Genomic DNA, 17387 nt, shown 5'->3' on the forward strand with positions numbered 1-17387 from the left:
TTTGTTAAAACAAGATAGCGCTGAAACGTTTCAAAAAGTCTTGCGCTTTCTGCAAGACGTTGCAAGGAAAGTTACATTTCTGATTGCAGAATTTAGAGATGCAGCACATTTCTTCCTCGTTCAGCTGAATTTTGCTGACGGTCAGCAAATCAGTTTCAGCTAAGGTCAGCTGCACGCGAATATGAAATGCCATTTTGATTATTCGTGGCGAAATTGACCTCACCCTCTGTTTATTTTCTGACTCGCGACGTACACTCCGCGTCTCCTGGAAACTCACCGACTGTGAAACATGCATAACACGCCCGCCGCCGTCTCACCGAAGCCCTTTGATTTCACCTCAACGGCATTTTTAATTGTTGCCTTCCTGACCGGCATCGCCGGTGCGCTGCAGACCCCTACGCTGAGCCTGTTCCTGACCAATGAAGTCCATGCGCGTCCGGCGATGGTGGGCTTCTTCTTTACCGGAAGCGCCATTATCGGCATCCTGGTGAGCCAGTTTCTGGCGGGGCGTTCAGATAAAAAAGGCGATCGTAAAAGCCTGATCGTCTTTTGCTGTCTGCTGGGGGTGTTCGCCTGCGTCCTGTTTGCCTGGAACCGCAACTATTTTGTTCTGCTGTTTATCGGGGTGTTTCTGAGCAGTTTCGGTTCAACGGCGAATCCGCAGATGTTCGCCCTTGCCCGTGAGCATGCCGACCATACCGGGCGAGAAGCGGTGATGTTCAGCTCTATTCTGCGTGCGCAAGTATCGCTGGCGTGGGTTATTGGCCCGCCGCTGGCTTACGCGCTGGCTATGGGGTTTGGCTTTACGGTGATGTACCTGAGTGCGGCAGTGGCCTTTGTGGTGTGTGGCGCCATGGTGTGGTTCTTTCTGCCGTCGATGCGTAAAGAGCCAAAAGTGGCAACAGGCGTGCTGGAGGCACCGCGTCGTAACCGTCGTGACGCCCTGCTCCTCTTTATTATCTGTACGCTGATGTGGGGCACAAACAGCCTGTATATCATTAATATGCCGCTGTTTATTATTGATGAACTGCATCTGCCCGAAAAGCTTGCTGGCATCATGATGGGGACCGCGGCCGGGCTTGAAATCCCCACCATGCTGATTGCTGGCTATTACGCGAAGCGTTTCGGGAAACGTTTTCTGATGCGTATCGCCGCCGTCGCCGGGCTACTGTTCTATGTCGGAATGCTGACGGTACATACGCCGGGGCTGCTGCTGGCTTTACAGCTGCTGAACGCCATCTATATCGGCATACTCGCCGGAATTGGCATGCTCTATTTCCAGGATCTGATGCCGGGCCAGGCAGGCTCTGCCACCACCCTTTATACTAATACCACCCGCGTGGGCTGGATCATCGCAGGCTCAATGGCCGGCGTGGTGGCTGAAATCTGGAACTATCACACAGTGTTCTGGATTGCGCTGGTGATGTGCACCCTGACGATAGCGTGCCTGACAAGAATTAAAGACGTTTAAGGTGCGGTGAGTGCTTCCAGATTAAGCAGGTACGTCATCGCCTGCGCGCGCGTGTTGCCGCACATCTCGGCGGAGGGCTGCAGCCCGGAGCAGACCTTCGGGCGCAGAGGCGAGCCAAAGATCATGCACAGGTTGGTTTCAGAGAGCTGAACGCAGCGGGTATTCGCAGGCTTGCCCTCCGGCATTCCTGGAATGGGGCTGGAAATGGACGGTGCGGTACAGCACGCGCCGCAATCGGGACGACAATCCATAAATGCTCTCTATCGGTGAAAGACCCGCGCAGTCGGGTATCGGGCGCACAGTAACACCTTTTATGTATTGATAGCAAAAGCCACGAATTCCGCTTGCCTGAAAGGCCGCGCACGAGTAATTTGGCGCGATATTTTTTACCTCCCGTAGACAGGATTACTGCAATGCCAAGAGCGAACGAAATTAAGAAAGGTATGGTACTGAATTACAACGGCAAACTGCTGATTGTGAAAGATATCGATATTCAGGCCCCGAGCGCCCGTGGTGCAGCAACGCTGTACAAAATGCGTTTCGCCGATGTACGTACCGGCCTTAAAGTGGAAGAACGTTTCAAAGGTGACGATATCGTTGATACCGTCACTCTGACCCGTCGCTATGTTGATTTCTCCTATATCGACGGCAACGAATATGTATTCATGGATAAAGAAGATTACACCCCGTATATCTTCACCAAAGATCAGATTGAAGAAGAGCTGCTGTTCATTCCTGAGGGCGGTATGCCGGATATGCAGGTTCTGACCTGGGACGGCGTGCTGCTGGCGCTGGAACTGCCGCAGACGGTTGATCTGGAAATCGTTGAAACGGCACCGGGCATCAAAGGCGCGTCCGCCAGTGCGCGTAACAAACCCGCGACGCTGACCACCGGTCTGGTGGTACAGGTGCCTGAATACCTGTCCGCGGGTGAGAAAATCCGCATCCATATCGAAGAAAAACGCTATATGGGTCGTGCTGACTGAGTGCGGCTTTTGTCGGGTGGCGGCTTCGCCTTACCCGATCTACAAAAACACAAAAACCGGCTCTCAGGCCGGTTTTTTGTAGGCCCGGTAAGCGTAGCGCCACCGGGCAACAGAACTTACAGAAGCTCAGGATACTTCGTCATCTTCAGCGCCAGCTCTACGCCGCGCACTTCTGCCATCCCTTTCAGGCGGCCAATCGCCGAATAGCCCGGGTTCGTTTTCTTACGCAGATCGTCCAGCATCTGGTGTCCGTGATCCGGGCGGAACGGGATAGGACGTAAATCGCCAGCCTGTTTACGACGTGCCTCTTCCGCCAGAATGGCATCCACCACCGCCACCATATTCACATCACCGCTCAGGTGCGCCGCTTCGTGGAAGGTTTTCGGGTTCTCTTCACGGCAGGTCGCACGCAGATGCGTGAAGTGAATACGATCGCCAAAGGTTTCAATCATCCGCACCAGGTCATTATCCGCACGCACGCCATACGAGCCCGTGCACATGGTAAAGCCGTTATAGATGCTATCGACCGTCTCTTTCAGCCACTGCATATCTTCAATGGTTGAGACGATACGCGGCAGGCCGAGGATGGGACGCGGAGGATCGTCCGGGTGCACGGCCAGACGCACGCCCGCCTCTTCCGCGACCGGCACAATCGCGCGCAGGAAGTACGCCATGTTTTCGCGCAGCTGATTTTTATCAATGCCGCCGTACTCTGCCAGACGGGCGCGGAACTGATCCAGCGTGTAGCCCTCTTCTGCACCCGGCAGGCCCGCGATGATATTGCGGGTCAGCTTTTCAATGTCTGCTTCGCTTGCTGCATTAAACCATTCGCGCGCCTGCTGCTGCTCGTCGGCCGTGTAATCGGCTTCCGCGCCAGGGCGTTTCAGAATGTGTAACTCAAAGGCCGCGAAGGCGATCTGATCAAAACGCAACGCTCGGGAACCGTCTGGCAGCTGATACTCAAGGTCAGTACGCGTCCAGTCAAGAACAGGCATGAAGTTATAGCAAACGGTATCGATGCCGCAGGCCGCCAGGTTGCGGATGCTCTGCTGATAGTTAGCAATCCAGGTCTGATACTCCCCAGAATGGGTTTTGATATCTTCGTGAACGGGAATACTTTCCACGACAGACCAAGTTAAGCCTTTTTCTGCCAGCAGCGCCTGACGCTGTTGAATCTCCTCTACCGGCCACACCTGGCCATTCGGAATATGATGCAGCGCCGTGACGACACCCGTTGCGCCAGCCTGACGCACATCATCTAGAGAAACTGGATCGTTCGGCCCGTACCAACGCCAGGTTTGTTCCATTGCCCACCCTCCAAAGTTGTTATACCAATATGTATTACTGCGATGACGACTACCATACATGTTTAATGAAGAGGGTCAACACAGCGCCACAGATTGATTGATCGAACTCACAGAACGGCGATATTTACGGCTTACCAATTCTCTTTGTTGTCATATAACTTTACACTGGCATTGTTAATTAATGGTTAATCAGGTGTGTATTTCATGAAGACAATTGCCTCCACCTCGCTTCCTGCCCATGTTCAGCAGCCGCGCTACGATCGCTCGCTTCTGCGCTCGCGCATCGTCCACTTCGGCTTTGGTGCTTTTCACCGTGCGCATCAGGCGTTATTAACCCATCGGGTGCTGAATGCCAAAGGAGGCGACTGGGGCATTTGTGAGATCAGCCTGTTCAGCGGCGACGTGTTGATGAGCCAGCTGCGGGCGCAGGATCACCTCTTCACCGTGCTGGAGAAAGGCGCGGAGGGCAACCAGCCGATTATCACTGGAGCCGTGCATGAATGCCTGAACGCAAAACTGGACTCGCTGGCTGCCATCATTGAGAAATTTTGCGAGCCGCAGGTGGCAATTGTTTCCCTCACCATTACTGAGAAAGGCTATTGCATCGACCCCGCAACCGGGAAACTCGATTTGCAAAACACCCGGATCGTTCACGATCTGGAAAACCCGACGGAGCCCCATTCCGCCCCAGGGATCATCGTCGAAGCGCTCCACCGCCGCCGTGAACGCGGCTTACCCGCCTTTACGGTGCTTTCCTGCGATAACATCCCGGATAACGGCCACGTGGTGAAAAATGCCGTGCTCGGCATGGCGCAGAAACGCTCTGAAGACCTGGCCGGATGGATTGATACCCATGTGAGTTTCCCGGGCACAATGGTTGACAGGATTGTGCCCGCCGCCACCGATGCCTCGCTGGCGGAGGTCGCGCAGGAACTCGGTGTGGAAGATCCGTGCGCCATCAGCTGCGAGCCCTTTATTCAGTGGGTCGTGGAAGATAACTTTGTCGCCGGACGCCCGGAGTGGGAAGTGGCAGGCGTGCAGATGGTGCAGGACGTTCTGCCGTGGGAACAGATGAAATTACGTATGCTGAACGGCAGCCACTCCTTCCTGGCGTATCTGGGCTATCTCGCCGGGTATGCGCACATTAATGAATGTATGGAGGATGAGGCGTTTCGTCAGGCCGCGCGGCGGTTAATGCTGGATGAACAGGCCCCTACGCTGCGTATCACCGATGTTGATCTGACGGCTTACGCCGACAGCCTCCTCGACCGTTTTGCCAACCCGGCACTGCAGCACCGTACCTGGCAAATTGCGATGGACGGCAGTCAAAAGCTGCCCCAGCGCATGCTGGATGGGATCCGTATTCATCTGGAGCGTCAAAGCGCGTGGCCCCTGCTGGCGCTGGGTGTGGCGGGCTGGATCCGCTACGTCAGCGGTACAGATGAACAAGGCAATACGATTGATGTCCGCGATCCGCTCAGCGACAAAATCCGTGCGAAGGTTGAAGCCAGCAATGACGCAAACCGCGTAAACGCTCTGCTGACGCTGAGCGAAGTCTTTGGTCACGATCTCGCGCAAAACCACGTTTTTGTCGAGTCGGTGAACCAGGCATACCAACGTATTGCCCGTCTCGGGGCGCGCCAGGCTGTTATCGAAACGTTAAAACTTTAACGTTTATTGCGCTTAAGGCGAACGGACATGCGCTCCGTTTGCCCTTCCTCTTCTCATTGCGCCCTTTTTTCGTCAGGATAAGAGATAATTGTTACATCATCACAATTATCTACCGGAGCGCACGTGACCAGGACCAACCTTATTACCGGTTTTCTCGGTAGCGGGAAAACCACCTCAATTCTCCACCTGCTGGCCAATAAAGATCCGGCAGAAAAATGGGCCGTGCTGGTCAACGAATTCGGCGAAGTGGGTATTGATGGCGCGTTACTGTCTGACAGCGGCGCCATGATCAAAGAGATCCCGGGCGGATGCATGTGCTGTGTGAATGGCCTGCCCATGCAGGTGGGGCTGAACACGCTGCTGCGTCAGGGTAAACCCGACCGCCTGCTGATTGAACCGACGGGGCTTGGCCACCCGAAGCAAATTCTTGATTTACTCACCGCGCCGGTTTACGAGCCGTGGATAGACTTACGCGCCACGCTTTGCCTGCTCGACCCGCGACAGCTGCTGGATGAAAAAGCGGTGGCCAACGACAACTTCCGCGATCAGCTCGCCTGCGCAGATATTATCGTCGCCAATAAAGAAGATCGGGCCACGGCTGAAAGCCAGGCGGCATTCGATGCCTGGTGGCAACATTTCGGGGGCAACCGTCAGCGGGTGCAAACCACTCAGGGGAAGATAGATGTCGCCCTGCTCGACCTGCCACGCCTGAACCTCACCGAGCTGCCAGCCAGTGCGGAGCATGCGCATAGTCATCCCGCAAAGCAGGGTCTGGCGGCGTTGAGCCTGCCGGAACACCAGCGCTGGCGACGTAATCTCAACAGCGGTCAGGGTCATCAGGCCTGCGGGTGGATCTTTGATGCCGACACCGTTTTCGACACCATAGGCGTGCTTGAGTGGGCAAGACTGGCGCCGGTCGATCGCGTTAAGGGGATTATGCGCACCCCCGACGGCCTGGTGCGCATCAACCGTCAGGGTGAAGATTTCTTTATTGAAACGCAGAATGTTGCGCCCCCGGATAGCCGAATAGAGTTAATTAGTGCGGTTAACGCCGACTGGAATGCCCTGCAGTCCAGCCTGTTGAAGCTTCGTTTAAGTTCGGGCGGCTAACGTTGCCCCTGATTTCCCTGTATGCTGAATGTTATGACAACTCGAATTCCCCTGATTTTGCTGCTCAATGTCGCCGGACTGGCGCTCTTTTTCTCCTGGTATATCCCGGTGGATCATGGTTTCTGGTTTCCGCTGGATTCTGCCATCTTCCATTTCTTTAACCAGGCTCTGGTGAAGAGTGATGCCTTTCTGTGGCTGGTGGCGATTACCAACAACCGCGCGTTTGACGGCTGTTCGCTGGTGGCGATGGGCTGCCTGATGCTCTCTTTCTGGCTGAAAGAGGACAAAACCGGGCGTCGCCGCATTATGATTATTGGTCTGATGATGCTGCTGCTGGCTGTCGCCATTAACCAGCTGGCTACGGCTATTATTCCGGTCAAACGCTCAAGCCCAACGCTGTTCTTTACCGATATTTATCGCGTCAGCGAATTGCTGCATATTCCAACGAAAGATGCCTCGAAGGCCAGTTTCCCTGGCGATCACGGCATGATGCTGCTTATTTTTTGTGCGGTCATGCTGCGCTATTTCGGCAGGAAGGCGTTCGCCATAGCCCTGATTATTTTTGTGGTTTTCGCCTTCCCTCGCGTAATGATTGGCGCACACTGGTTCACCGATATTGCCGTGGGCTCGCTCTCTGTTGCGCTGGTCGCGTTACCGTGGTGCCTGATGACACCGCTGAGCGACCGGATAATAGCCCTGTTCGATCGCTATCTGCCGGGTAAAAAGCAACAAGCATTAAACAAATAATTAACCAAAATTAACGTCCGCTATCAGGGATCATTGCGATCCCTGATAGATCTCCCGCCACGATCGTTTCGCACTGTCATCTTCCCGTCATCTCTTTCATGATAAAAATGAATCAATTGCGTGATTAAGCGCCGGATCTGACTGCATTTTAAGCAATGTCGGATTTTTACTTTCTGTATCACAATTTCTTATAAAAAAAAGGCTTTTTTTACTCGCAATAGCCCTGGCAATCGGTTAATCTCGAACTCGTTTTGCCCCATAGAGATAATTATTTCCTTGGTGAATAAATTTGTGCGCTGCGCCACAAATGTGACCAGAAAGAATTGTCTCATTGTGAACAGATAATTAGTCTCGTCACGTTTGGCATTTTTATAACGATATTTGTCGTTAAGGACTTCAAGGGAAAATAAACAAAATGGTCAAATCTCAACCGATTTTGAGATATATCTTGCGGGGGATCCCGGCGATAGCAGTTGCGGTACTGTTGTCTGCATGTAGTACATCGAACACCGCAAAGAATATGCATCCTGAGACGCGTGTTGTGGGAATGGAAGATTCCTCGTCACTGCAAGCCTCTCAGGATGAATTTGAAAATATGGTACGTAATCTGGACGTGAAGTCCCGTATTATGGACCAGTATGCTGACTGGAAAGGCGTGCGTTACCGTCTGGGCGGCAGCACCAAAAAAGGTATCGATTGTTCCAGCTTTGTACAGCGTACCTTCCGTGAGCAGTTTGGGTTAGACCTGCCGCGTTCAACTTACGAACAGCAGGAAGTGGGTAAGTCGATTTCACGTACAAAACTGCGCACCGGTGATTTAGTTCTGTTCCGTGCCGGTTCAACGGGTCGACATGTCGGCATCTATATTGGTAATGACCAGTTTGTGCATGCCTCCACCAGCAGCGGTGTGACCATTTCCAGCATGAACGAGCCATACTGGAAGAAGCGCTACAACGAAGCGCGTCGCGTACTGACCCGCAGTTAATATGATGATTGTATCGTTGGTTATCCCTTGGCTGGCGATATGATGAAAAAAAACACTGCTTCGGCGGTGTTTTTTTTTGCCCGTTACACTGAATACATCCAGCGGCAATTCAGGAATCACGACGTCTATGTTCACCCGCTACTTTTCCAGTCATCGCAAGATACTGTTCCTCAGTATTATTACAGGTCTGGTCACTGCCCTGCTTTTGGGTTCATTGCAATTTTTCTGGAGTTACCACAAGCGGGAAGTCCGGTTCGACACCCTGATTACCGATGTGAGCCTCTACATGGAGAGCTATTTCGAAGAGTTGAAAACCTCTATCGATGTTCTTCAGCCCCTCACGCTGAACAGCTGCCATGACGTCAATGCCGAGCTGACGTCGCGCGCGGCCTTCAGCCTCAATGTGCGCGCGTTCTTGCTGGTCAGGGACAAAATCGCCTTCTGCTCGTCGGCCACCGGGCCGATGGATACGCCGATGGAAGCTCTTATACCTGAGCTGCACATCAACAAGAAGATTGATATGGCATTACTGCCGGGCACGCCTATGCTGCCGAATAAACCCGCCATTGCCATCTGGTACCGAAACCCTCTGGTTAAAGACGGCGGGGTGTTTACGTCAGTTAATCTCAATCTGACCCCGTACCTGCTTTATACCGCGCGCCAGGACGACTTCGCAGGGATTGCCATCATCATCGGTGATATGGCGCTGTCCACCATATCCAGTACTCTGGTCAGGGCGCAAGATTTACATGCCGTGCCCGAGCGTACCGCCACGCTTAAGGCCGTGCCGCTGACCATTAAGCTGTACGCTGAAAAGTGGACAAGCGACGAAATCCTCTACGCCCTCTTCTTTGGGCTGGTGTGCGGCATTGCGGCAGGTTCGCTGAATTTCTATATCCTCACCATCCGCGTAAATCCCGGCAAAGAGATCCTCAGCGCCATTAAGCGCGGCCAGTTTTATGTGGTCTATCAGCCCGTGGTGGATGCAAAAGATCTGAAAATGCGGGGGGTTGAGGTCCTGATGCGCTGGAAGCACCCCACCATGGGTGAGATCCCCCCTGATGCGTTTATCAATTTTGCTGAAGCGCAGCAGCTGATTGTTCCGCTCACGCTGCATCTGTTTGACCTTATCATTCACGATGCGCCGGTATTACAGACCCAGCTACCGCCGGGCGCAAAACTCGGTATCAACATTGCGCCGGGGCATCTGCACGCCGACAGCTTTAAAGATGATATGCGCACGTTTAAAGAGTTACTGCCGCCGGATCACTTCCAGCTGGTGCTGGAAATTACCGAGCGCGACATGCTCAACCACCGTGAAGCCAACAACCTGTTCGAATGGCTGCACAACGAAGGGTTTGAGATAGCGATCGATGATTTTGGTACCGGCCACAGTGCGCTGATCTATCTTGAACATTTCACCATGGATTACATCAAAATCGACCGGGGTTTTGTTAACGCCATCGGGACGGAAACCGTCACCTCACCGGTGCTTGATGCCGTACTGATGCTGGCAAGACGGCTGAACATGTCCACCGTCGCAGAGGGCGTGGAAACGCCGGAACAGGCGGCCTGGCTGCGCGAACATGGCGTTAACTTCCTGCAGGGATACTGGATTAGCCGTCCGATGCCGCTGGAGCAGTTCCGTGAGTGGCGGCCCGACCTGACGCACGCTGGCGAATAATTTCACATTGCCCGTGACGTCACTTATTATTCAGCTTAACTGAGCCGGTCTGTTAAAGAGGGAGCTGTTGCGAGATGTTTATGCGCTTCATACTGTTGCTGTTGGCACTGACGGCCCTGTCCAGCCAGGCGCAAACCATCAAAGAAGACGTTGCGTTTGCGGTGATTGGTGAACCGAAATACGCGGTGAATTTCACCCATTATGATTACGTCAACCCTGCCGCGCCGAAAGGCGGGAATGTGACGCTCTCCGCCACCGGCACGTTCGATAACTTCAACCGCTTTGCCCTGCGCGGTGTGGCCGCGGCGCGCACAGAATCTCTCTACGATACCCTGTTTGTCACCTCTGATGATGAGCCCGGAAGCTACTATCCGCTGATCGCCGAAAACGTGCGGTATGCGGATAATTTTGCCTGGGCGGAAATTTCGCTTAACCCGCGGGCGCGTTTTCATGACGGTTCGCCGGTCAGGGCAAGCGATGTCGCCTTTACGTTTCATAAATTTATGACTGAAGGCGTTCCCCAGTTCCGTATTGTCTACAAAGGCGCGTCGGTCAGGGCCATCGCACCGCTCACCGTGCGCATTGAGCTGAGCGAGCCGAATAAAGAGAATATGCTGAGCCTGTTCTCCCTGCCCGTAATGCCTGAATCGTTCTGGAAAGCCCATAAGCTGAGCGACCCGCTCTCCACGCCACCGCTGGCAGGCGGCCCGTACCGCATCACCGACTGGCGCATGGGGCAGTATGTGGTCTATTCCCGTGTAAAAGACTACTGGGCCGCCAACCTGCCGGTAAACCGGGGGCGCTGGAATTTCGACACCCTTCGCTATGATTACTACCTGGACGATAACGTGGCTTTTGAGGCCTTTAAGGCCGGAGCCTTCGATTTACGCCTGGAGAGCAGCGCTAAAAACTGGGCTACGCGCTATATCGGTAAAAACTTTGCCAAAGGCTACATCGTCAAGGACGAGCAAAAAAATAGCTCTGCCCAGGACACGCGCTGGCTGGCGTTTAATATTCAGCGTCCGGTATTTAACGACCGCCGGGTACGTCAGGCCATTACCCTGGCCTTTGACTTTGAGTGGATGAACAAGGCGCTGTTTTATGGCGCCTACAGCCGCGCTAACAGCTATTTTCAGAATACCGAATACGCGGCGCGCGCTTACCCCAATGCCGACGAGTTGACGCTGCTGGCCCCCTTCAAAGCACAATTGCCGCCGGAAGTGTTTACCACCGTGTTTGATCCCCCCACCTCCGATGGCAACGGCTTTGATCGTGACAATTTGCTGAAAGCCAGCAAACTGCTGGATGAGGCCGGTTGGGTCCTGAAAAATCAAAAACGGGTCAATGCCCAAACGGGAAAACCGTTGAGCTTCGAGCTACTGATCGCGTCAGGGGCAAACGATCAGTGGGTTTTGCCGTTTAAGCACAACCTGGCCCGGCTGGGGATCACAATGAACATACGCCAGGTGGATATCGCCCAGCTGACCAACCGCAAGCGCAGCCGGGATTACGATATGATGCAGAGCCTGTGGCCCGCGCAGCCCTGGCCAAGCTCCGACCTGCAGATTTCCTGGGCGTCCAGTTACATCGACTCCTCGTACAATGCGCCGGGGGTAAAAAGCCCGGTCGTTGACGCGCTAATTGCAAAGATCGTGGCGGCACAGGGCGATAAACAGAAGCTCCTGCCATTAGGACGCGCCCTCGACAGAGTGTTAACCTGGAACTACTACATGCTGCCCATGTGGTATATGGGTGAAGATCGTCTTGCCCGCTGGGACAAATTTTCGCTGCCTGCCGTGCGCCCGATCTATTCGCTGGGCTTCGATACCTGGTGGTATGACGTTAACAAAGCCGCCAGACTCCCAGCTGAGCGGCGATAAGGAATCATCATGGGTGCGTATCTAATCCGCCGTCTCCTGCTGATCATCCCAACCCTGTGGGCCATCATCACTATTAACTTTTTTATTGTGCAAATCGCGCCCGGCGGGCCGGTCGATCAGGCGATTGCGGCGATTGAATTTGGCACCAGCGGCGGGATGCCCGGCGGTGGCGGAGAAGGAATGGGCGCAAGCCATGCCAAAACGGGCGTGGGGAATATCAGCGAAAGCCATTATCGCGGCGGCCGCGGGCTGGATCCGGAGGTGATTGCCGAGATCACCCATCGCTATGGCTTTGATAAACCGATTCACGAGCGCTATTTCAAAATGCTGTGGGATTACGTCCGGTTTGATTTTGGTGATAGCCTGTTCCGCAGTGCCTCGGTCTTAACCCTGATCAAACAAAGCCTGCCGGTGTCGATCACCCTGGGACTGTGGGGAACGCTGATTATCTACCTGGTTTCCATTCCGCTTGGGATCCGCAAAGCGGTCAACAACGGCAGCCGTTTTGATATCTGGAGCAGCACGTTCATTATCATCGGCTATGCCATTCCGGCGTTTCTGTTCGCTGTGCTGTTGATTGTCTTTTTTGCCGGCGGCAGCTATTTCGATCTCTTCCCGCTGCGGGGGCTGGTATCCGCCGATTTCAGCACCCTGCCGTGGTATCAGAAAGTCACCGACTATCTCTGGCACATCACGCTGCCGGTGCTGGCAACGGTGATTGGCGGATTTGCCGCCCTGACCATGCTGACCAAAAACGCCTTTCTTGATGAAATCCGCAAACAGTATGTCGTCACCGCCCGCGCGAAGGGCGTGGGTGAAAAACAGATCATGTGGAAGCACGTGTTCCGCAACGCCATGCTGCTGGTGATTGCCGGATTTCCTGCCACGTTCATCAGTATGTTTTTTACCGGCTCGCTGCTTATTGAGGTGATGTTCTCGCTTAACGGTCTGGGGCTGTTGGGCTATGAAGCCACCGTGTCGCGGGATTATCCGGTGATGTTTGGCACACTCTACATTTTTACCCTGATTGGCCTGCTGCTGAATATCGTCAGTGATATCAGCTATACGCTGGTCGATCCCCGAATCGATTTTGAGGGCCGATGATGCCGCGTTTAAGCCCCGTCAATCAGGCCCGCTGGGCCCGTTTTCGCCACAACCGTCGTGGCTACTGGTCGTTATGGATTTTTGCCGTCCTGTTTGTGTTAAGCCTGTGCTCAGAGCTGATTGCCAACGATAAACCCCTGCTGGTGCATTTCAACGACCGCTGGTATGTACCCGTGCTTAATAACTACAGTGAAAGTGACTTTGGCGGCCCGTTTGCAACACCGGCGGAGTATCAGGATCCGTGGCTGCGCCAGCAGATTGATCAACACGGCTGGGCACTGTGGGCCCCGATCCGTTTTGGCGCCAACAGTATCAATTTCGCCACCACGACCCCCTTCCCTTCTCCCCCGTCCACGCAAAACTGGCTGGGAACGGATGCCAACGGTGGCGACGTGCTGGCGCGCATCCTCTACGGTACCCGAATTTCGATCCTCTTTGGGCTGATGCTGACGCTCTTCTCCAGCGTGATGGGCGTGGTGGCAGGTGCCGTCCAGGGCTACTATGGCGGTAAAATTGACCTCTGGGGTCAGCGCGTGATTGAGGTGTGGTCAGGTATGCCAACGCTGTTTCTGATCATCCTGCTGTCGAGCGTGGTGCAGCCAAACTTCTGGTGGCTGCTGGGGATCACCGTATTGTTTGGCTGGATGGCGCTGGTGGGCGTCGTGCGCGCAGAATTTCTGCGCACCCGTAATTTTGACTATATTCGTGCCGCACAGGCACTGGGCGTGAGCGACCGCGGGATCATCTTCCGCCATATGCTGCCGAACGCCGTGGTGGCGACACTGACCTTTCTGCCGTTTATTTTGTGCAGCTCCATCACCACCCTCACCTCGCTCGATTTTCTGGGCTTCGGGCTACCGCTCGGTTCCCCCTCGCTCGGCGAGCTGTTGCTGCAGGGCAAAAACAACCTGCAGGCACCGTGGCTGGGCATTACAGCCTTTCTTTCTGTGGCGGTACTGCTTTCGCTGCTGATTTTTATTGGCGAAGCCGTGCGCGACGCCTTCGATCCCAACAAGGCGGTGTAACATGACGCAGCCCCTTCTCAGTATCGAGAATCTGTCGATTGCCTTTTCGAAACAGGGTGAGACGCGCACCGTGGTCAGCGATCTGTCGCTGCAGATCCAGCGTGGCGAAACGCTGGCGCTGGTGGGGGAATCCGGCTCCGGCAAGAGCGTCTCGGCACTCTCCATTCTGCGCCTGCTCCCGTCTCCGCCAGTGAGCTACCCGCAAGGAGATATTCTGTTTCACGGCAGCTCGCTGCTGCACGCCGACGAACAGACCCTGCGGGGCGTCCGCGGCAATAAAATTGCGATGATTTTCCAGGAGCCGATGGTCTCACTCAACCCGCTGCATACCCTGGAAAAACAGCTTTACGAGGTGCTCTCCCTGCACCGGGGCATGCGCAAAGAGGCCGCGCGCGGGGAAATCCTCGACTGCCTCGAGAGAACCGGCATCCGCAACGCGGCAAAACGGCTGAGCGATTTCCCGCATCAGCTTTCCGGCGGTGAACGTCAACGTGTGATGATTGCCATGGCGCTACTGACGCGCCCGGAACTGCTGATCGCCGATGAGCCCACCACCGCGCTGGACGTCACGGTGCAGGCGCAGATTTTGCAGCTGCTGCGGGAGCTACGTAGCGAGCAGAACATGAGTCTGCTGTTTATCACCCATAACCTGAGCATTGTGAAAAAGCTGGCCGACAGCGTCGCCGTAATGCAAAACGGACGCTGTGTAGAGCAGAACACCGCCGCCGCACTGCTGAACGCGCCTCAGCACCCCTATACGCAGCGGCTGCTCGACAGTGAACCCTCAGGCGATCCTGTGCCTCTCCGGGGGGACAGCGCGCCGTTGCTCAACGTCGAGGGGCTGTCTGTCTCCTTCCCCATCCGTAAAGGTATTCTGCGCCGCGTGGTCGACCAGAACGCCGTGCTGAAGAACATCAGTTTTTCACTGCGCCCGGGCGAGTCGCTGGGACTGGTGGGCGAGTCAGGTTCAGGCAAAAGCACCACCGGCCTGGCACTGCTGCGTTTAATTGCCTCGCAGGGCGAGATCCTGTTTGACGGCATGCCGCTGCACCACTGGAACCGTCGGCAGATGCTGCCGGTACGTCCCCGCATGCAGGTGGTGTTTCAGGATCCCAACTCCTCGCTCAATCCAAGGCTGAGTATTTTGCAGATCATCGAAGAAGGATTGCGCGTCCATCAGCCTACCCTGACGGCTCTGCAACGTGAAAATGAGGTCAGGCGTGTGATGGCAGAGGTAGGGTTAGATCCCGAGACGCGCCACCGCTACCCGGCTGAATTTTCTGGCGGACAGCGCCAGCGTATCGCCATTGCCCGCGCGCTGATCCTCAAACCTGAGCTGATCATCCTGGATGAACCGACCTCCTCGCTGGACAGAACCGTGCAGGCACAGATCCTGACCCTGTTGAAAGGGTTACAAGAAAAGCACCGGCTGGCCTATATCTTTATCAGCCACGATCTACAGGTGGTGCGGGCGTTATGCCATCAGGTGATTGTGCTACGGCAGGGAGAAGTGGTCGAGCAAGGTGAGAGCCAGCGCGTATTTACTGCACCGACGCAGAGCTACACGCGCCAGCTGTTATCGGCAGACTAGCACTCAGAAGGGATACTGTCCCGAGAAAGGCTCAGCAATGGCCACGCCAAAGTTTTTCAGGCGGCAGGTTGCGGCAAATTCATCCTGACTTTTAACAAACAGGCACGGCTCGCCTTCACACTCCAGTACGGAACTGTCCACTTCGATATCCGACAGCGCCTGGCTTAAGCGTTCCATTACCGGCCATGCCTCTTCGTCGCTCGGGCTAAGCAGTTTGAGCGCGACCAGACAATTCTCGCAACCTGCAACGTTTTGCGGAATCGGTTCAACTTTCGAACCTGCAAAACCCGCCGACCAGCGATAGCTCTGGGGCAAGCGATGGACTATGGAGAGTTGTAATGTATTCACGTTCGATCCCCGGAAGCAAATTTACTTCACAATTTATTTACATTTATAGTAACACATCATCGCCAACCTGCACTATTCAGCGCTTTTTTATAGGTATCCAGGCTCGCGTCGGCGCTATATGTACCCGTTTCTGCGATCTAACTCAACCTTTTTAAATACAATGATGTGACTTTTTACACAAATAGATTTTACATAAAAGAAACAAACACAGGGTAAACGAACGCAAGTTTGGTTGATATGGGTCAACAAAAAGGCCCGTATCGGGCCTGATGTGCAGATTAATGAGCGGCTTTTCGCGGTCGGCTGGCATAAAGACAGAAGAGGATGGAGCTGGTGGCACAAAACGCCATCGCCCACAGCATTGGCCAGGCCGTGTTAAAGGTCGCCATTGAGAGTAACGCCCCCACCACGGCACCAATCCCGAAGCGGAACGTCCCCGCCAGCGATGAGGCGGTGCCAGCCATATGCGGGAACTCATCAAGGATAACCGCCATCGCATTGGATGAGATCATCGAGACGCAGCCAACAAAAGCGGCAACCCCCACCACCAGCGCCCAGAATCCCACGTCGAAAAACGCGCTGACCACCAGCCAGATAGCCATCACAAACTGGATCCACAACCCGGCACGGAACATGTTCAGTGCTCCAATCCGGCGAACAAAGCGGCTGTTGATGATGGTCATGATGAACAGGAACACAATGTTCAGTGCAAAGTAATACCCAAAGTGCTGAGGGGAAACGTGGTTCAGCTCAATATAGACAAACGGCCCGGCGCTCAGGAAGGAGAACATGCCGGCAAAGCTGAAGCCGCTTGCCAGCATGTAGCTCAGCACGCGCTTGTGGCGGAACAGCGAGGCAAAATTCCCCATTGTGGTACGGATGTGGAATTTCTGGCGGCGCTCGACGGCTAACGTTTCATCAATAAAGAAGAAAATCATCGCCGAGGCCAGCAGTGCGGCAAGCGCCAGGATCCAGAAAATGGCATGCCAGCTGAACCATACCAGCACCGCGCCACCGGCCATCGGCGCCACCAGCGGCGCAATGGTGGTTACCAGCATGACAAACGACATCATGCGGGAGAACTCTTCTTTCGGGTAGATATCACGCATCAGGGCGTTAATCACCACGCTTGCCGCCGCCGCCGCGAGGCCGTGGAATAAACGCATCACGATCAGCTGATCGATACTCTGTGCCAGCGCACAGGCCACGGCTGCGGCTGCAAAGATCAGCGTTCCGCCCAGAATAACCGGCTTACGCCCGAGGCTGTCGGCCATCGGGCCATAAAACAACTGGCCAAGGGCAAAACCGAGAATATAGGTACTGAGCGTCATCTGTGCGCTGCCTGCCGGTACGCCAAACTGCGCCGAAATCACCGGCAGCGCAGGCAGATACATATCAATCGACAGCGGCATCAACATGGCCAGCAGGCCAAGAATGAACACGATTTTGAAAGACGAGTGTGGCCTGATGGTCACAGG

Annotated in this window: 15 protein-coding genes; 11 read left to right on the plus strand and 4 right to left on the minus strand. The window is 54.7% G+C overall.

Features of this window, described 5'->3' with window-relative positions; genetic code table 11:
• Positions 1–289 precede the first annotated feature (289 nt).
• Positions 290–1471 carry a sugar efflux transporter SetB gene (setB, locus tag EQV24_RS06375; RefSeq protein ID WP_013097970.1) on the plus strand — a complete coding sequence of 394 codons (1182 nt, stop codon included), beginning with the start codon at positions 290–292 and terminating at the stop codon, positions 1469–1471.
• Here the strand turns inward: setB and EQV24_RS06380 are convergent.
• Complete coding sequence (locus EQV24_RS06380; RefSeq protein WP_038420213.1) at positions 1468–1722, minus strand: YkgJ family cysteine cluster protein; 255 nt, start codon at positions 1720–1722, stop codon at positions 1468–1470. The two genes, setB and EQV24_RS06380, sit on opposite strands and share 4 nt — an antisense overlap.
• Positions 1723–1884: 162 nt before the next feature.
• Between EQV24_RS06380 and yeiP the strand changes: the two genes are divergently transcribed.
• The gene (gene yeiP, locus EQV24_RS06385) at positions 1885–2457 is read left to right on the plus strand and encodes an elongation factor P-like protein YeiP (RefSeq protein ID WP_008500940.1); all 573 of its coding nucleotides are present in this window, start codon (positions 1885–1887) and stop codon (positions 2455–2457) included.
• 116 nt (positions 2458–2573) lie between these two features.
• Here yeiP and uxuA read toward each other — a convergent pair whose 3' ends face one another.
• A complete protein-coding gene (uxuA, locus tag EQV24_RS06390) occupies positions 2574–3764 on the minus strand; it encodes a mannonate dehydratase (protein WP_029883084.1) in 1191 nt (396 codons plus the stop codon).
• Between the two features lie 204 nt (positions 3765–3968).
• Here uxuA and EQV24_RS06395 point away from each other — a divergent pair, with 204 nt between their 5' ends.
• The 9 genes from EQV24_RS06395 (at position 3969) to yejF (ending at position 15561) form a co-directional block, all read left to right on the plus strand.
• Positions 3969–5435, plus strand: coding sequence for a fructuronate reductase (locus tag EQV24_RS06395; protein WP_038984020.1), 1467 nt, complete (start codon positions 3969–3971; stop codon positions 5433–5435).
• A gap of 123 nt (positions 5436–5558) precedes the next feature.
• On the plus strand, positions 5559–6545 hold the full coding sequence (locus EQV24_RS06400) for a GTP-binding protein (RefSeq protein ID WP_023619754.1): 987 nt from the start codon (positions 5559–5561) through the stop codon (positions 6543–6545).
• A 33-nt stretch (positions 6546–6578) separates the two neighbouring features.
• On the plus strand, positions 6579–7292 hold the full coding sequence (locus tag EQV24_RS06405) for a phosphatase PAP2 family protein (RefSeq protein ID WP_029883087.1): 714 nt from the start codon (positions 6579–6581) through the stop codon (positions 7290–7292).
• Positions 7293–7707: 415 nt separating this feature from the next.
• Positions 7708–8277 (plus strand): bifunctional murein DD-endopeptidase/murein LD-carboxypeptidase, encoded by a 570-nt coding sequence (mepS, locus tag EQV24_RS06410; protein ID WP_023619753.1) that lies wholly within the window; start codon positions 7708–7710, stop codon positions 8275–8277.
• Positions 8278–8404: 127 nt separating this feature from the next.
• Entirely contained in the window at positions 8405–9961 is a 1557-nt protein-coding gene (locus EQV24_RS06415) for a cyclic di-GMP phosphodiesterase (protein ID WP_130626336.1), read from the plus strand.
• 74 nt (positions 9962–10035) lie between these two features.
• Positions 10036–11841 carry an extracellular solute-binding protein gene (locus EQV24_RS06420; protein ID WP_013097984.1) on the plus strand — a complete coding sequence of 602 codons (1806 nt, stop codon included), beginning with the start codon at positions 10036–10038 and terminating at the stop codon, positions 11839–11841.
• A 9-nt stretch (positions 11842–11850) separates the two neighbouring features.
• Entirely contained in the window at positions 11851–12945 is a 1095-nt protein-coding gene (locus EQV24_RS06425) for a microcin C ABC transporter permease YejB (protein WP_029883090.1), read from the plus strand.
• Positions 12945–13970, plus strand: coding sequence for an ABC transporter permease (locus EQV24_RS06430; protein WP_014832713.1), 1026 nt, complete (start codon positions 12945–12947; stop codon positions 13968–13970). Before EQV24_RS06425 ends, EQV24_RS06430 begins: the two co-directional genes overlap by 1 nt.
• A 1-nt stretch (position 13971) precedes the next feature.
• Positions 13972–15561 carry a microcin C ABC transporter ATP-binding protein YejF gene (yejF, locus tag EQV24_RS06435; protein WP_130626337.1) on the plus strand — a complete coding sequence of 530 codons (1590 nt, stop codon included), beginning with the start codon at positions 13972–13974 and terminating at the stop codon, positions 15559–15561.
• Positions 15562–15564: 3 nt separating this feature from the next.
• Here the strand turns inward: yejF and EQV24_RS06440 are convergent, their stop codons facing one another.
• Together EQV24_RS06440 and EQV24_RS06445 are read right to left on the minus strand one after the other, a co-directional pair.
• Positions 15565–15909 (minus strand): YejG family protein, encoded by a 345-nt coding sequence (locus tag EQV24_RS06440; protein WP_130626338.1) that lies wholly within the window; start codon positions 15907–15909, stop codon positions 15565–15567.
• Positions 15910–16187: 278 nt separating this feature from the next.
• A complete protein-coding gene (locus tag EQV24_RS06445) occupies positions 16188–17384 on the minus strand; it encodes a Bcr/CflA family multidrug efflux MFS transporter (RefSeq protein ID WP_130626339.1) in 1197 nt (398 codons plus the stop codon).
• Positions 17385–17387: the final 3 nt, after the last annotated feature.

It is taken from the genome of Enterobacter sp. A8, assembly GCF_004296595.1.
Lineage (GTDB): Bacteria > Pseudomonadota > Gammaproteobacteria > Enterobacterales > Enterobacteriaceae > Enterobacter > Enterobacter cloacae.

Coding starts and splice junctions, on each gene's coding strand:
- EQV24_RS06420 (WP_013097984.1), top strand. CDS start 10,036: ATGTTTATGCGCTTCATACTGTTGCTGTTGGCACTGACGGCCCTGTCC.
- EQV24_RS06425 (WP_029883090.1), top strand. CDS start 11,851: ATGGGTGCGTATCTAATCCGCCGTCTCCTGCTGATCATCCCAACCCTG.
- EQV24_RS06395 (WP_038984020.1), top strand. CDS start 3,969: ATGAAGACAATTGCCTCCACCTCGCTTCCTGCCCATGTTCAGCAGCCG.
- EQV24_RS06415 (WP_130626336.1), top strand. CDS start 8,405: ATGTTCACCCGCTACTTTTCCAGTCATCGCAAGATACTGTTCCTCAGT.
- yeiP (WP_008500940.1), top strand. CDS start 1,885: ATGCCAAGAGCGAACGAAATTAAGAAAGGTATGGTACTGAATTACAAC.
- setB (WP_013097970.1), top strand. CDS start 290: ATGCATAACACGCCCGCCGCCGTCTCACCGAAGCCCTTTGATTTCACC.
- EQV24_RS06405 (WP_029883087.1), top strand. CDS start 6,579: ATGACAACTCGAATTCCCCTGATTTTGCTGCTCAATGTCGCCGGACTG.
- EQV24_RS06380 (WP_038420213.1), bottom strand. CDS start 1,722: ATGGATTGTCGTCCCGATTGCGGCGCGTGCTGTACCGCACCGTCCATT.
- mepS (WP_023619753.1), top strand. CDS start 7,708: ATGGTCAAATCTCAACCGATTTTGAGATATATCTTGCGGGGGATCCCG.
- yejF (WP_130626337.1), top strand. CDS start 13,972: ATGACGCAGCCCCTTCTCAGTATCGAGAATCTGTCGATTGCCTTTTCG.
- EQV24_RS06430 (WP_014832713.1), top strand. CDS start 12,945: ATGCCGCGTTTAAGCCCCGTCAATCAGGCCCGCTGGGCCCGTTTTCGC.
- uxuA (WP_029883084.1), bottom strand. CDS start 3,764: ATGGAACAAACCTGGCGTTGGTACGGGCCGAACGATCCAGTTTCTCTA.